The sequence below is a fragment of the Croceicoccus sp. genome (assembly GCF_983967925.1).
Map to the genome: position 1 here is coordinate 24,659 of NZ_CFETID010000013.1, position 14,233 is coordinate 38,891.

The window sequence follows — 14,233 nt, forward strand, 5'->3', positions numbered from 1 at the left end:
ACTCGCATTTGCAGCGCCCTATCGCAAGAAGGGCCGGTCATGTCCCCTTGCGGCAGGCCGATCTACAGCAGATCGCCCTGCTCGCCCGTACCGCCGCCCAGTACGTCCAGCGCCTCGCGCCAGACGGCCAGTGTCGCGGGGATCTTGCGTTCAAGGCTGATGCGGTCGATCTCGGCCACAAGGGCCTCTACCCCTGCAAAGCTGCGCGGCGCGCGCGGCACAAGATAGGTGGTGGCGCCGTCCGCCAATGCAAGACCGCGCGTTTCGGCATGCGCCTCGATCAGCCCCTCGATCATCGCGTCGCCCGGTGCGTCGATCCGCAGGTTCAGCGCCGCGCCCAGCCGTGACCCAAGATCGGGCAGCGTCACCTTCCAGCCATCGGGCACCGGCGGACCGACGATCAGCAATGGCCGGCGCGCTTCCTGCGCCCGGTTCCAGCGGTGAAAGATCGCATCCTCGTCCAATGCCTGCGCATCGTCGATGGCATCGCCAAGCCCGCTTTCGGTGAACCAGCGCGCCACCAGCGATTTGCCCGAGCGCGGCTGGCCCCACAGCAGCGCGGTGCGGAACGGCCAGCCGTCGGCGTGGCGGCAGGCGTCGAACACGCCCTCGTTCGCGGGGCCGACGACGATGCGCGTCGATCCGCCCGCCCTCGTCAGCGGCAGCGGGATCTGGCCTGCGAATGGTTTGGACGGCGGGGACATGGCGCCGATACTAGCGCGAAATGCGCAGCGCGTCGGCCCCTTGGGTCACTTGCCAGCCGCGTGCGCGCAAAGCCTCGGCCAAGGCGTCGAGATCGCCCGCATAGCCGACCGAGAGAACCGAGGTGCCGCCGATCGCCAGGCTGCCCACCGTGGTCCCGGATACGCCGGGCGTACCGTTTATCCCGGTCAGCGCGGCATCCAGCGCCGCCGGATCGGGCGTCGCCACCTGCACCGTGAAGCGCGACGCGGCGGTTGCGGGCGGCGGCGCAGTGGGACTGGTGGTCGGCGTGGCCGTGCCCGGCTGGGGTGCCGGGGCCGCGGGCTCGGCCGGTGCGGCCTCGCGCGTCAGGGCTTCCAGCAATTCGGGATCGATGGTCGCTTCCTCGACATTCAGCGTGTTGTCGACTCGCAGGCGGCCGCTGGCCATGGCGGCGGCATAGATCGCGTCGATCCTGTCCACCGCGCGTTCCAGCATGGCGGGCAATTCGGAATCGTCCGCCGCCGTCATGGTAAAGCTGCCGAGGAATTGATTGTCGGGCCCGTGGCGCGCAGTGAAGGTGCCCACGACGGGCCCGCCCGGCCACTGCCGTTCCAGCCGCGCAATCGGGATCAGCACGTCGGCCGCGCCGAATTCGTCGAGAATGTTGCGCCACCAGCTGCGGCTGCGGCGATTCGCCTGTCCTGCATTGAGCAGCAGCGATTCGCCGCCCGCACCGAAGGGGCGCACGTAATCGATGGGGCTGGAACCGGTGCGGAACTGCGCCCATGCGCGCTGCCACGGGGTGCGATGTTCGTAAAGCTGCGCGACCCCGCCCGAATAGGTCACCGGCAGCACCAGCATCGGGGCGGAACGAACCATCGCGTCGCTCTGCCCGAACAATTCGCCTGCGCGCGCGCGGTCGAAGATCACGCCCAGCCTGGCGACATAGCGGCGCGGACCGATCTCCTCACGCTCCACCACCACGGCGCTGACCATCTGCGACAGGCGCGAATCGGGCACTTCGGGCGCTTCGGCGCCGCCATGGGTTCGCGCATAAAGCACGTCCCACGCCTTGCGCTGCGCCTGCAGCCAACCGTTGGTGCGCGCTTCCTCTGCCGTCTTGCCGGTGGCGTTAACGCTGATCCCGTCGACCTCGAAATCGCCGCTGCTCGCAATGGGGGCGATGCCGCGGTCGCCTTCGACCTGCGCGGCGACGCGCCAGCCCGCCAGCGCCAGCGCGGCCAGCACCAGCGCCGTGAAAATGGCGCGCGGCGGCATGGCGGCGCGGACAGGATTCGAAAGCGAAATCGACATATCGGGAAAGGGCTTAGGGCGGCCTAGCGGCAGCGCACAAGAAGCATGTTGGAGGTCATGCCCGCTTCTTTGCCGAAATGGCCGTGGAAATCCAAGCCGGAAAGCGATAGGCGCTGCCGCTTCACCGGTGCATGACCGTCATCCTGGCGCACCGCGGACGACGATCTGGGATTTGCGATGAACGACAAGAGCGACGGGCCGGACGACAGGCCGAAGAGCTATAGTTACGAACAGGCAGGCGTATCGATCGCCGCGGGCAATGCGCTGGTCAAGGCGATCGCGCCGCTGGCGAAATCGACCGCGCGCCCCGGCGCGACCAGCGAACTGGGCGGGTTCGGCGGGTTCTTCGATCCCCGGGCGGCAGGCTACACCGATCCGCTGCTGGTGGCGGCGAACGACGGCGTGGGCACCAAGGTCAAGCTGGCCATAGATCACGACCGGCACGACCATATCGGCATCGATCTTGTCGCCATGTGCGTCAACGACCTGATCGTGCAGGGCGCGGAGCCTCTGTTCTTCCTCGACTATTTCGCAACCGGCAAGCTGGAGAACGGCGTCGCGACCCGCGTGGTCGCCGGCATCGCCGAGGGCTGCAAGATCGCTGGCTGCGCGTTGATCGGGGGCGAGACCGCCGAGATGCCGGGCATGTATGCGGCGGGCGATTACGACCTGGCCGGTTTCTGCGTCGGCGCGGTCGAACGCGGCGAGCAGCTGACCGGCGACAAGGTCGCGGAAGGCGACGTGCTGCTGGGCCTCGCCAGTTCCGGGGTGCATTCCAACGGCTATTCCCTGGTCCGGCGGCTGGCGGCGGACAAGGGGTGGAAGCTCGACCGCCCTGCCCTGTTCGATCACGAAACGCTGCTGATCGATGCGCTGATCGCGCCGACGAAGATCTATGTGAAGACGCTGCTGGGCCCGATCCGCGCGGGGCGCATCCATGCCCTTGCACATATCACCGGCGGCGGCCTGCTTGAAAACGTGCCGCGCGTACTGCCCGAAGGACTCCACGCCCATATCGACGCAGGCGCGTGGGAGCAGCCGGGGCTGATGGCATTCCTGCAGGCGCAGGGGCATATCGAGCCAGAGGAAATGGCGCGCACCTTCAATTGCGGCATCGGCATGGTGCTGGCGGTGTCCGCTGGCGAAGCCGAATCGCTGACCGCCGATCTGGAAGCCGCGGGCGAAAGCGTATTCCGTATCGGCGACATCCGCGCAGGCACGCGCGGCTGCACCGTATCGGGCAAGGCGGGCGAATGGTCGGCCAAGGCGGACTGGTCGGCCACGCACACGCAATAGGCACTGCTAAAAGGCGCGCCCGAACGCCGCGCCGAACACGAAGGCGTCCTCGCCGTCCGAAAAGTCGTAGTGCACCTGCGGGGCGAGCGTGAAGCCGCCCCCCAGTTCGAATTCGTAGATCGTGCCGATGCGGCCCATCAGGAATTCCTCGCCCTCGGCGAATTCGACGCCGGGGCCGAGCTGTATGGCAAAGCCCTGCCACAGATGGATGTCCGCCGCCGCGATCAGCGTGGTCGAATCGACATCCCCGAACGCATGCTCCGCGACAAATCCGACCCCCAGCAATTCGCTGACCCGGTATTCGTAATCGACGCCAAGGGTGAAGGCAGTCTCGTCCTCGTCCCTGATATCGGTCGCCGCGACGACGAGCGACAGATGATGCGGCCCTTCGGCGTCCCCTTCTCCCTCTTGCGCAAGAACGGGGCCAGCGAAACCGAGCGAAAGGGCGGCGATTGCCAGTCCTGTGCCACGCATCATGATTACCTCCGGTGAACGCCTGCGTCTGCGGCGTTTCGACCAGACCTAGAGCAATCGTCCGCACGCAGCATCGGGCCCGCACCCTGCTTGCGGCGGGGGAAACCCTGAGGCGCCGCCTATTCCGCCCGCTCCTTCAGCGGTTTTGGAACGCCCTCGACATCCTCTCCCAGCGTGTCGCGCAGATAGATCTCGCGCACGCCGACGAACAGCACCACCAGCAGCGCGCCGGCGAAGAACAGCCCATAGACGCCGAACACCGCGCCCGCGCCAAGGATCACGAACAGCGTCAGCGCGGGCGGAATGCTGACGACCTCGCGGTTGACGAGCGGGGTGATCAGCCATGCCTCGAGCACGCGAACGAAGACGAAGGCCAGCAGCGCATAGGCCAGTACGTCGCCGCCCTGCGAAGCCGCGATGCCGATGGCGGGCACCATCGCCAGTGCCGGTCCGACATAGGGCACGAATTCGCTGAGCCCGCCGAGCAGGCCCAGCGCGATATACTGGTCCACGCCTGCCGCCCACAGCGATCCGCCGATCAGCACCGCCATCACGCTCATCGTCACCAGCTTGGCCTTGAGCCACAGGCGCAGCGCCATGCTCATTTCACCGATGGCGCGCTGCATCGCGGGCCGCGCGCCCGGCGGGGTCAGCAGCAATATGCCCCGGCGATAGGGTCCGGTGTCGGTCGCGATAAAGATCGCGCCCACCAGCACGATCACGAAGTTCAGCGCCACCTCGCCCGCGCCCTGCGCAAGATCGCCCAGTCGGTGGGCGATGGTGCTGCCTGCAAGCGCCGCGCGGGCGGCGCTGACGATCGCCTCACCGACAGGGGTTCGCGACAAGGCCGCTTCTATTGCCTCGATCGTCTCGGGCAGATGTTCGACCATGTCGGCCAGCTGTGTGCCGAATTGCACCGTCAGCAGATAGCCCAGCACGCCCAATACGCCGAGGCAGGTCGCAATACCCAGCCCCAGCGACAGTCCCTTGTGACGCACCCCCAACCGGCGATAAAGTCCCGCGGTCGCCCGGAACGCCACCGCGCCCAGCACCGATCCGAAGGCCAGCATCAGCAGATGCCCCGCGCGCCAGAAGATGATCAGCAGCGCGGCAATCGTGATCGTATAGGCGAGCCGCCGCAGAAAGGCGTAATCCTCGGGACGGGGGCGGAAAATCGGTCTGGTCATTTTTATGCGCTACCCCCGTGTGCCGGCGCGAACCCGGTCGGTCCGGCTTGCCCAGCCATATCCAAGACAATAGGGAGAGCCAGCGCAAGGGGCGTGAAAATCGGGTTCGGGCGATGGCATTGCATCACGGAATGATCTTTGGGGGCAGGCCGTTCCTGCAATCGGGCCGATGACGGCGCTTTCCCCGCCCCGCAAGGCGCGCGTCGCGGTGCTGATCAGCGGCACGGGCAGCAACATGGCGGCGCTGCTCTATGCCAGCAGGCGCGAGGGTTGCCCGTATGAGATCGTGCTGGTCGCGTCGAACAATCCCGACGCGAAGGGGCTGGCGCTGGCAGAGGCCGAGGGCGTGGCGACCTTTGCACTGCCGCACAGGGGCATGAAGCGCCCCGATCACGATGCGGCAATGGACGCCGCGATCCGCAAGGCGGGCGCGGAATATGTCGCGCTGGCGGGTTACATGCGCATATTGACGGGCGACTTCGTGGCCGGATGGGAAGGCCGCATGGTCAATATCCACCCCTCGCTGCTGCCGAAATACAAGGGGCTGGACACCCATGCCCGCGCGATCGAGGCAGGCGATGCGCATGGCGGCTGTTCGGTCCACCTCGTCACCGCAGAGCTGGATGACGGGCCGATCCTTGGCCAGATCCCGGTCGCGATCCTGCCACACGACACGCCCGACACGCTGGCGGCACGGGTGCTGTTTGCCGAACACCAGCTGTATGCCCGCGCGCTGGAGGAGCTGGTGACCCGCCCCTACTGCGCCGACTGGCTGCTGGAACGGGTGAGCGAAATCGCACTGGCCCTGCCCGAGGCCGAGGCCCGCGAATCGCATGGCGCGCCCGGCTGGCACACCGGCGGCAAGAGCGGGAAATTCTTCGCCTATTTCAACGACCAGCATCATGGCGAGCCGCATGTCGCCGTGCTGGTGAAAACCTCCGGCCCGGACGAGCTGGCCGCGATGGTGGCGCGCGATCCCGATATCTGGTTCCGCCCCGCCTATTACGGCGCCAGCGGCTGGGCGGGCCTGATCCTCAACCGGCCCGGCGTCGACTGGGACCACGTCGCCGAATGGGTAGAGCGCAGCTGGCACGCGGTGGCGCCCAAACGCCTGTCTGCCTTGCGATCCGCGGCGGACGAATTCTGAAGCGCCGCTAGCGGCTGCCCACATTATCGGCGAGCCAGCTCAGCAGCCCGAAATTGATCAGAAGCGATCCCACCCAGACCAGCAGGTGCATCCATTTCTGGTCGGGCGCGGTAAACCCTGTCAGCAGCGACAGCGGCACGGTCATCGCGTGAAGCACTTCGGGAACCAGCGGGTCCGTCCAGACCAGCGTACCGATCAAGTGCAGGCCCAGCGCGGTGGCCAGCGCGATCCCGACGACCAGATAGATCAGCGCCAATGTGCGCAACACGACAAAGCCCCCCGATCCTATCGTCCCGTCTCCGGTAAAAACGATAGCAAATCGAGGGGCCGTGCGAAATTACAAAGACCGTATGAAAATCAGGCGGCCTGTTGTTCGGTCAATTGTCCCGAAACGGGAAGATCAGCCGACGATCTCTTCGGGCTTGAAGAAATAGTCGATCTCGATCTTAGCATTCTCGTCGCTGTCGCTGCCGTGGACCGAGTTGGCCTCGATCGATTCGGCATAGGCCTTGCGGATCGTGCCCTCGGCGGCGTCCGACGGGTTGGTCGCGCCCATCACGTCGCGGTTGCGCTTCACGGCGTCTTCGCCTTCCAGCACCTGCACGACGACGGGGCCGCTGATCATGAACTCGACCAGATCGCCGAAGAAGGGGCGTTCCTTGTGGACCGCGTAAAAGCCCTCGGCCTGCTCGCGCGTCATCTGGATGCGCTTGGACGCGACGACGCGAAGGCCGGCTTCCTCAAGCATCTTGGTGACGGCGCCGGTCAGGTTGCGGCGCGTGGCATCGGGCTTGATGATCGAAAAGGTGCGGGTGGCCGCCATGACATATATCCTTTGCGTGAAATCGCTGCGCGCCCGGCCAGTTGCATCGGGCGCATGACGCGAGCGCCCCTAGCCGCGCGGGCGCGCAGGCACAAGGTCGAAATTCGCGGCTGCGGCGGGCGGGCCGAATGGCGCGCGCGATCGGGGCGCGGCTTGACCCTTGATGACCCCGCATCTATCAGACGGGCGCGGCGACCACGTTCCCGCCATCGGTCATTCAAGTCCGGGACGGCCCGGCGGCTCTTGTGGAGGCTGCCATGCCGTGGATCATCCTGTTTCTTGCCGGTCTTTTCGAAATCGTCTGGGCGACTTCGATGAAGCAGTCCGACGGGTTCTCGCGCCCGCTGCCGACCATCGTGATGCTGGCCGCACTGGTGCTGAGCTTTGCGATGCTGGCATGGTCGATGAAATCGCTGCCGCTGGGCACCGCCTATATGATCTGGTCGGGCATCGGCGCCGTGGGCGCATTCGTCGTGGGCATCATATGGCTGGGAGAGGCGCTCAGCGCCGCGCGGATCGCGGCGGCCATGCTGATCGTCGGCGGGCTGGTGCTGATGAAGCTGTCCTCACCGGCCTGATCATCCTGGCCACTCTCCCCGGCTAGTCGCCATAGGCGATTTGCACTTGGGTGCCGTCGTCCCCGCCGTTGGCGACGACATTGACGCCCAGCCCGTCGCCGCGCGCACCCATCACCTCGCTGCCCGAGAACCTGCCCTCGCTCTCGATCTCCATGCCCGCATTCTCGGCCTGCTTGCGATAGAATGCGATGACCTTGCCGGGCGGGGCAGAAGTTTCCATCGCGATCATGCCGCCTTGCTTGCCTTCACCCTCGCTCCCCTCGACGCTAAGCACGATCTTCGCGCCCGGATAGGCGGTGAATCCGTCGGGCAGATTGTCGGCCGTCCCGCCATTTGCCGCAGCGCCGGTCTTCACCACCGCCTGCGCGTCGTCGCCGAAGATCGTCATCGTCCCGTCGTCGTCATTGTCGATGGTCATGGTGCCGTCGGCGGGGGCGATGGTGGTGGAATTATCGTCGCTGCCGCCGCAAGCGGTCAGCGCCAGAACGGACAATGCAGTCATCGGAAATCTGGTCATGGCTTGCCCCCGTGCGTCAAGCCATCGGCATCAGGGCCCCTCGCGCCAGCGTCCCGATGCGTCCTGGCTCCAGTAATGACGCGCCACCTCGGCGTTCTGGCCCAGGGCGCGCCAGCAATTGCGCGCGTCGGCGATCGTCGATTCGGAGAATAGCAGAAGCGCCCGGTCGAAGGACAGCGCTTCGTCGCGCCATTTACCATCGACAAGCGCGATAATGCTGGCCTCATTGGCCTTGGCGGGGGTTTCGCCGATCAGCACCGGCTGGCGCGCGTCGTCTCCGCCGCCGGCTTCGCCATTGGCCAGAAAGCCGGGCGCTTCCCACAGGCTGCGCGAAACCGCCGTTCGCTGGGCGGGGTCGCTGCTCACCACCATCATGCGCTGACCCGCGCCGAGGGCCTTGCCCGCCAGCATGGCGAGCGCGCCCTCGGCGCTGTCGCGCGTCAAATGATAGAAATCGACCCGCGCCACGAGCGCCAGCTCAGCCGTTCATCCGTTCAGCGTGTCGCGCACCAGCCGGTCGAGCAGGCGCACGCCATAGCCGGTCGCGCCCTTGTCCCATGTCGCGCCGGGCTTGTCGGCCCAGACCATGCCCGCGATGTCGAGATGCGCCCACGGCGTATCGTTCTCGATAAAGCGCTGCAGGAACTGCGCCGCGGTGATCGAACCGCCGTAACGCGGCCCCACGTTCTTCATGTCGGCGATCTGCGAATCGAGCAGCTTGTCGTATTCGGCGGCCAGCGGGAAACGCCACAGCTTCTCGCCCACGGTCTTGCCCGCCTTGGTCAGCGCATCGGACAGCTCGTCATTGTTCGAGAACAGCCCGCCATGCTCCTTGCCCAGCGAGACGAGGATCGCGCCGGTCAGCGTGGCAAGGTCGACGATCCGCGCAGGCTTGTATGTCTGCTGCACCCAGGTCAGCGCGTCGCACAGCACCAGCCGGCCTTCTGCGTCGGTGTTGATCACCTCTATCGTCTGGCCCGACATCGACGTCACCACGTCGCCGGGGCGCTGGGCATTGGCGTCGGGCATGTTCTCGGTCAGGCCGCAGATGCCCACGACATTCGCCTTGGCCTTGCGCGTGGCCAGCGCCAGCATCGTGCCCGCGACCGCGCCCGCGCCGCCCATGTCCCACTTCATCTCTTCCATGCCGGCGGCGGGCTTGATGCTGATGCCGCCCGAATCGAAGGTCACGCCCTTGCCGACGAACGCCAGCGGAGCCTCGTCACCGCCGCCCTTCCAGTGCATTGCGATGATGCGCGCGGGGCGGTCGGCGCTGCCCTGCGCCACGCCCAGCAGCGCGCCCATGCCCAGTTCGGTCATTTCCTCGACCGTCAGCACGGTAATCTCGATCCCCGTGCCTTCCAGCCGCGCCTTGCAGCGTTCGACGAAGCTTTCGGGATAGATCTTGTTGGCAGGCTCGCTCACCAGTTCGCGCGTGAATTCGACGCCGGTTGCGACCGCGGCGGCATCGGTCCATGCCGCATCGGTGCCCGCAGGCGCGCCGGTGACGACGATGTCTTTCAGCGACGGCTTCTGCTCGTCCTTCAGCCTGGTGCGATAGGTGTCGATCCGCCACGAACGCAGGCGCAGGCCCAGCAGAAAGGCCGCCGCGCCCGCCGCGTCGACATTCGAACCCGCGAAATCGACGCCCAGCGCCGTCTTGCCCGAAGTCAGGAACTTGGCCGCAACGGCTGCGCCCGCCTTTTCAAGCGCGGCAGGACGCGTTGCCGCATCGGGCTTGCCCGCGCCGACCAGCACGAAATGATGCGCTTTGCCGTCCACCTCGGCAAAGCCGTCGAAGATCTGCCCGGTCTTGCCCTTGAACCGGCTGGCTCCGGCTCCTTCGCGCAGCACCGCGGGAACGGAATCGGGCATCGCGCCTTCGTTCACGGGCAGAACGATGGTGGTGATGTCGGATGCGAGCGTTTCGGTGAAACTGATCTTCATGAGGCTGGGCCTTTATCCTGCAATTTTTGCGATCGGGCGATGCCGGGGCGGCGTCGCGGCGGGACGAACCGGCGCGCGGGTCCGGCAAGGGTTGTTTTTACGCGATTGCAGTTAGGGAGCGGCGATGCGATAGGCAAGCCATGCCGCCCCGGTGCGCGCCGACAGATCCGGCGGTGCCGCGTATCGAACCCTTCGCAGCGCATGTTCATGCGAATGTCCACCCTGCACATAAAAGACTAGATCGAGCATCAGCGTCCCATGCGAATCCCTGCGACCGGTTCGGCCCACGACATGACATTGGCGGCTCGGCTGCTGGCCTGCGCCGCGCTGACGGTGGCCGCCGCATCCGCGTTTGCGGACAGCGCGCTGGCGCAGGACCGGCCCGGTGCCATGCAGCTGCAGGGCCAGCAGGAAACGCCGCCAGAGCTGGAGGACGCGGATCCGGGCGTGCCCGAAGGCCCGCAGTTCTGGGACGAGATCGACGAGGCGCTCTATCCCGAACAGATCGAGGAGGTGCCCCCGCCGCCCGCCGGAACCCCGGAATCGCCCTTCGCGATCGAAGCGCCGGTGGACGAGAACCAGATCGCGTTCGAGGCGGACGAGCTTGGCTATGGCACCGACGACGAGACGGTGGTCGCATCGGGCAATGTCATGCTGCGCCGGCAGGACCAGCAATTGCGCGCGGACGAGGTGCGCTGGAACCGCGCGACCGGCCAGATCGTGGCGACGGGCGACATCCGGCTGGTCGATGACGCGGGCAATATCCTCTACACCGACCGACTGGAACTGACCGACGAGCTGCGCGCGGGCGCGATGCAGAACATGCTGCTGGTGCTGGCGCAGGGCGGCCGCATGGCGGCCCGCCGCGGCGAGCGGACGGAGGGCGGACAGGTCGCGCTGATCGACAGCGCCTACAGCCCCTGCCCTGTCGAAAGCGCCGAGGGCTGCGCGCAGGATCCCAGCTGGCGGATCACCGCCCGGCGCGTGTCCTATGATCCCGATACGCAGCTGATCCGTTTTCGCGGCGCGCGGCTGGAACTGTTCGGCCTGTCGCTGGTGCCGCTGCCCTTCATGGAGATTCGCGCCGACGGCCAGCCCGTGTCGGGCGTCGTCACGCCCGATCTGCGCGTGTCCGCGTCGAACGGGCTCGAAATGGAAGGCGGGTATTACTGGCGCATTGCGGCCAATCGCGAGCTGACGCTGAAGGGCACCGTCTATACCGAGGTTCTGCCGATGGCGTCGGCCCGCTATGCGGCGCTGACCGGGAACGGCGCCTATCAGCTGACCGGTTACATCACCTCGTCCTCGCGCGTGCCGATCGGCGATCCGTCGGCCAGCGTCGCCGAATCGCAGCGCGACCTGCGCGGCTATTTCGATGCCAACGGGCGCTTCCAGCTCGACCCGAACTGGAGCGTCACCAGCTCGATCCGCGTCACCACCGACCGCACCTTCCTGCGCCGCTATGACATCAGCCGCGACGACCGGCTGCGCTCGATGGTCAATGTCGAGCGGATCGACGACGATTCCTACCTGTCCTTCGCGGGCTGGGCGACGCAGACGCTGCGCCGGGACGAGGATCAGGGCCTCGTGCCCTATGCCCTGCCCGCCGTGGACTATCGCCGCCGCGTCGCCGATCCGCTGCTGGGCGGGCAGATCATGCTGCAGGCGAACAGCATGGCGCTGTTCCGCACCGACGGACAGGACACGCAGCGCGCCTTCGCCAAGGCGGAATGGAGCCTGCGCCGCCTGACGCCGTGGGGACAGGTCGTCGAACTGACCGCGCTGGCCCGCGGCGACGCCTATCATTCGGACGAGAACTTCCTGACCAGCGTCGACCGCTATCGCGGACAGTCGGGCTGGCAGGGCCGCGGCATCGCGCTGGGCGCGGTGGATGTAACCTATCCGCTGACCGGCACCTTCCTCGGCGGGACGCAGGTGCTCACCCCGCATGTACAGCTAGTCGGCACGCCCGACATCAAGAACCTTGCCCTCCCGAACGAGGATTCGCGCGCCATCGACCTGGAGGACACGAACCTGTTCTCGCTCAACCGCTTCCCCGGATACGACCGGTTCGAGGAAGGGCTGCGCTTTACCTATGGGTTCGACTGGCGCTGGACGGCGCCCGGATGGCGCGTCGATGCCAGTCTTGGGCAAAGCTATCGCCTGACCGATGCGCCGGCGCTGTTCCCGGACGGCACCGGCCTGACCGGGCGCACTTCGGATATCGTCGGACGCGTCGACGTGCGCTGGCGTGAATTTGTGAAATTCGCCCATCGCTTCCGGGTCGACAAGGACACGCTGGCCGTTCGCCGCAACGAGTGGGACGTCGCGATCGGATCGCGCCAGACCTATCTGGAGGCCGGCTATCTCAGGCTCAACCGCGACATTCCCGCGGTGCTGGAAGATCTGCGCGACCGCGAGGAAATCCGCCTTGCGGGCCGCGTCGCCTTTCTCGACCACATGTCGGTATTCGGATCGACCGTCATCAACCTCACCGACCGGGCAGAGGACCCGCGCAACACCTCGGACGGGTTCGATCCGCTGCGCACGCGGCTGGGCGTCGCGTATGAGGATGAATGCATCGAGCTTGGCCTGACGTGGCGGCGCGACACCCGCACGACCGGCGACGCACAGGCGGGCGACACGTTTCTACTGCGCGTCCGCCTGAAAGGGCTCGGCTTCTGACGCCTTGGCTTTTGAGGGCGGCTTTCCGCTCGGGAATCGCACCATTGCCCTTGCGCCGTGGCGGCCCTAAACGGCCATGCGGCTCAGCGATTGTTCAGCCGGGACAGGACATGGAGCGGGCCATGTCCGGGATCGCCCGTGCCGCATATCCGGCAGGCGGCGGGCCGGGGAGTGACATTTGATACGGATTTTTGCGCGACGGCGACCCTTGCGGGCGCATCGCGGCAAGGGATGCTGATGATGACGAAGAGTGTGATGATTGCCAATCTGCAGCGCGCCGCGACCGGCCTTTGCGCCGCCGCGCTGGTCGCCGCCGTACCGGCCGCGACCCATGCGCAAAGCGCCGCGCCCTCGATCGGCATGGACGATGCGGCGCAAGCCGATTCGGACGTCCGCACCGCCAGCGCCAAGGTCAATGGCGAGATCATCACCCAGACCGACATCGACCACCGCGTGGCCTGGATCGAGGCGACCACCCAGCGCACCCTGACGCCGCAAGAGCGCGAGCAGGTGGTCCAGCAGCTGGTGGATGAGCTGATCCAGATCCAGAACGCACGCGAGGCGGAGATCACGATCACCGCCGAGGAAGTAACCCAGATGTACGACCGCTATGCCCAGCGCGAACTGGGCGTGACGGCGAAAGAGCTGGACGACCTGACCCGTTCGGTCGGGTCCAGCCCTCAGTCGCTGCACCGCCTGCTGCTGGCACAGGCCGCGTGGCAGCAATTGCTGCGCCGCAATGTCGCGCCGATGGTCAATGTCTCCGCGCGCGAGGTGAACGAGCAGATCGAGCGGATGAAGGCCGACAAGGGCACGAACGAATACCGCTTGGGCGAAATCTATGTCGCGGCCCCCGCGGGCGGCGATGCGCAGGTCGAACAGCGCATGCAGGCGATCATGGAGCAGCTGAAGGAAACCGGCGACTTCGCCGCGACCGCCGCGCAATATTCGCAGGCCTCCACCGCGGCGCGCGGCGGCGATCTCGGCTTCGTGCGGCTCGACCGGCTGCCGCCCGAACTCGCCTCGGTCGTTCCGCAAATGGAAGTGGGCCAGTTGCAGGGCCCGATCCCCTGCTGCGGCGGCTATTCGATCCTGTATATGCGCGACAAGCGGCAGGTGATGGTCGCCGACCCGCGCGACGGTCAGGTCGCGCTGGCGCAGATCACCATCAACATGCCCGCGGGCCTGTCGATGAACGAGATGAACCAGTTCGCCGCGCAGTTCGGCCAGCAGACGCAGGCTTTCAGCGGCGGCTGCGCCAATGTCGAGGCCGAGGCTGCGAAGATCGGGGCCGAGGCGGTGCTGGTCAATCAGGTGTCGATCAGGCAGCTGCCCAGCCAGCTGCAGGAAATGGTCCTCAGCACGCCCGACGGCGGCGTGACCCGGCCCTATGGCGTCGCCGCCAGCGACGCGAGCCAGCCGCTGCGCGCGATGATGGTGTGCGGGCGGTCGGATCCGCCGATGCTGAACGGCCCGACCTTCGACCAGGTCATGGACCAGATCGAGAACGAGCGTATCGAGCGCCGCGCCCAGAACTACCTGCGCGACCTGCGCCGCGACGCCATCGTCGAGTATAACTGA

Annotated in this window: 14 protein-coding genes; 5 read left to right on the forward strand and 9 right to left on the reverse strand. The window is 66.8% G+C overall.

Features of this window, described 5'->3' with window-relative positions; translation table 11 throughout:
* Positions 1-62: 62 nt before the first annotated feature.
* The gene (locus AC4FIJ_RS09065; protein ID WP_490336394.1) at positions 63-704 is read right to left on the reverse strand and encodes a P-loop NTPase family protein; all 642 of its coding nucleotides are present in this window, start codon (positions 702-704) and stop codon (positions 63-65) included.
* Positions 705-714: 10 nt separating this feature from the next.
* Positions 715-1,998, reverse strand: a complete 1,284-nt coding sequence (locus AC4FIJ_RS09070; RefSeq protein ID WP_490336395.1) for a heavy-metal-associated domain-containing protein — start codon at positions 1,996-1,998, stop codon at positions 715-717.
* A gap of 177 nt (positions 1,999-2,175) precedes the next feature.
* Here AC4FIJ_RS09070 and purM point away from each other — a divergent pair, with 177 nt between their 5' ends.
* Positions 2,176-3,294: a phosphoribosylformylglycinamidine cyclo-ligase gene (gene purM, locus AC4FIJ_RS09075; protein ID WP_490336396.1), complete on the forward strand. Its 1,119-nt coding sequence runs from the start codon at positions 2,176-2,178 to the stop codon at positions 3,292-3,294.
* A gap of 6 nt (positions 3,295-3,300) precedes the next feature.
* On the opposite strand, the gene AC4FIJ_RS09080 is transcribed toward purM, so the two are convergent.
* Together AC4FIJ_RS09080 and AC4FIJ_RS09085 are read right to left on the reverse strand one after the other, a co-directional pair.
* Entirely contained in the window at positions 3,301-3,771 is a 471-nt protein-coding gene (locus AC4FIJ_RS09080; protein WP_490336397.1) for a hypothetical protein, read from the reverse strand.
* A 116-nt stretch (positions 3,772-3,887) separates the two neighbouring features.
* Positions 3,888-4,955: an AI-2E family transporter gene (locus AC4FIJ_RS09085; RefSeq protein WP_490336398.1), complete on the reverse strand. Its 1,068-nt coding sequence runs from the start codon at positions 4,953-4,955 to the stop codon at positions 3,888-3,890.
* Between the two features lie 169 nt (positions 4,956-5,124).
* On the opposite strand from AC4FIJ_RS09085, the gene purN reads away from it, so the two are divergent.
* A complete protein-coding gene (gene purN, locus AC4FIJ_RS09090; protein WP_490336399.1) occupies positions 5,125-6,102 on the forward strand; it encodes a phosphoribosylglycinamide formyltransferase in 978 nt (325 codons plus the stop codon).
* A 7-nt stretch (positions 6,103-6,109) separates the two neighbouring features.
* Here purN and AC4FIJ_RS09095 read toward each other — a convergent pair whose 3' ends face one another.
* Both AC4FIJ_RS09095 and ndk read right to left on the reverse strand, forming a co-directional pair.
* Complete coding sequence (locus tag AC4FIJ_RS09095; RefSeq protein WP_490336400.1) at positions 6,110-6,370, reverse strand: hypothetical protein; 261 nt, start codon at positions 6,368-6,370, stop codon at positions 6,110-6,112.
* 132 nt (positions 6,371-6,502) lie between these two features.
* A complete protein-coding gene (gene ndk / locus AC4FIJ_RS09100) occupies positions 6,503-6,925 on the reverse strand; it encodes a nucleoside-diphosphate kinase (RefSeq protein WP_490336401.1) in 423 nt (140 codons plus the stop codon).
* 257 nt (positions 6,926-7,182) lie between these two features.
* Here ndk and AC4FIJ_RS09105 point away from each other — a divergent pair, with 257 nt between their 5' ends.
* On the forward strand, positions 7,183-7,503 hold the full coding sequence (locus AC4FIJ_RS09105; protein ID WP_490336402.1) for a DMT family transporter: 321 nt from the start codon (positions 7,183-7,185) through the stop codon (positions 7,501-7,503).
* Positions 7,504-7,525: 22 nt separating this feature from the next.
* On the opposite strand, the gene AC4FIJ_RS09110 is transcribed toward AC4FIJ_RS09105, so the two are convergent.
* From AC4FIJ_RS09110 to AC4FIJ_RS09120, 3 genes are read right to left on the reverse strand one after another with little or no spacing between them, the layout of a single operon-like run.
* The gene (locus tag AC4FIJ_RS09110) at positions 7,526-8,020 is read right to left on the reverse strand and encodes a hypothetical protein (protein ID WP_490336403.1); all 495 of its coding nucleotides are present in this window, start codon (positions 8,018-8,020) and stop codon (positions 7,526-7,528) included.
* Between the two features lie 30 nt (positions 8,021-8,050).
* Positions 8,051-8,488, reverse strand: coding sequence for a DNA polymerase III subunit chi (locus AC4FIJ_RS09115; protein WP_490336404.1), 438 nt, complete (start codon positions 8,486-8,488; stop codon positions 8,051-8,053).
* Between the two features lie 18 nt (positions 8,489-8,506).
* Positions 8,507-9,967, reverse strand: a complete 1,461-nt coding sequence (locus tag AC4FIJ_RS09120) for a leucyl aminopeptidase (protein WP_490336405.1) — start codon at positions 9,965-9,967, stop codon at positions 8,507-8,509.
* A gap of 258 nt (positions 9,968-10,225) precedes the next feature.
* Here AC4FIJ_RS09120 and AC4FIJ_RS09125 point away from each other — a divergent pair, with 258 nt between their 5' ends.
* Both AC4FIJ_RS09125 and AC4FIJ_RS09130 read left to right on the forward strand, forming a co-directional pair.
* Positions 10,226-12,652, forward strand: a complete 2,427-nt coding sequence (locus AC4FIJ_RS09125; RefSeq protein ID WP_490336406.1) for an LPS-assembly protein LptD — start codon at positions 10,226-10,228, stop codon at positions 12,650-12,652.
* A 237-nt stretch (positions 12,653-12,889) separates the two neighbouring features.
* Entirely contained in the window at positions 12,890-14,233 is a 1,344-nt protein-coding gene (locus tag AC4FIJ_RS09130; RefSeq protein WP_490336407.1) for a peptidylprolyl isomerase, read from the forward strand.

Excerpts from the sequence above, each read along its gene's own strand:
- purM (WP_490336396.1), top strand. The coding sequence starts at position 2,176 with ATGAACGACAAGAGCGACGGGCCGGACGACAGGCCGAAGAGCTATAGT.
- purN (WP_490336399.1), top strand. The coding sequence starts at position 5,125 with ATGACGGCGCTTTCCCCGCCCCGCAAGGCGCGCGTCGCGGTGCTGATC.
- AC4FIJ_RS09080 (WP_490336397.1), bottom strand. The coding sequence starts at position 3,771 with ATGATGCGTGGCACAGGACTGGCAATCGCCGCCCTTTCGCTCGGTTTC.
- AC4FIJ_RS09070 (WP_490336395.1), bottom strand. The coding sequence starts at position 1,998 with ATGTCGATTTCGCTTTCGAATCCTGTCCGCGCCGCCATGCCGCCGCGC.
- AC4FIJ_RS09065 (WP_490336394.1), bottom strand. The coding sequence starts at position 704 with ATGTCCCCGCCGTCCAAACCATTCGCAGGCCAGATCCCGCTGCCGCTG.
- AC4FIJ_RS09120 (WP_490336405.1), bottom strand. The coding sequence starts at position 9,967 with ATGAAGATCAGTTTCACCGAAACGCTCGCATCCGACATCACCACCATC.
- AC4FIJ_RS09110 (WP_490336403.1), bottom strand. The coding sequence starts at position 8,020 with ATGACCAGATTTCCGATGACTGCATTGTCCGTTCTGGCGCTGACCGCT.
- AC4FIJ_RS09085 (WP_490336398.1), bottom strand. The coding sequence starts at position 4,955 with ATGACCAGACCGATTTTCCGCCCCCGTCCCGAGGATTACGCCTTTCTG.
- AC4FIJ_RS09130 (WP_490336407.1), top strand. The coding sequence starts at position 12,890 with ATGATGACGAAGAGTGTGATGATTGCCAATCTGCAGCGCGCCGCGACC.
- AC4FIJ_RS09125 (WP_490336406.1), top strand. The coding sequence starts at position 10,226 with ATGCGAATCCCTGCGACCGGTTCGGCCCACGACATGACATTGGCGGCT.
- ndk (WP_490336401.1), bottom strand. The coding sequence starts at position 6,925 with ATGGCGGCCACCCGCACCTTTTCGATCATCAAGCCCGATGCCACGCGC.
- AC4FIJ_RS09105 (WP_490336402.1), top strand. The coding sequence starts at position 7,183 with ATGCCGTGGATCATCCTGTTTCTTGCCGGTCTTTTCGAAATCGTCTGG.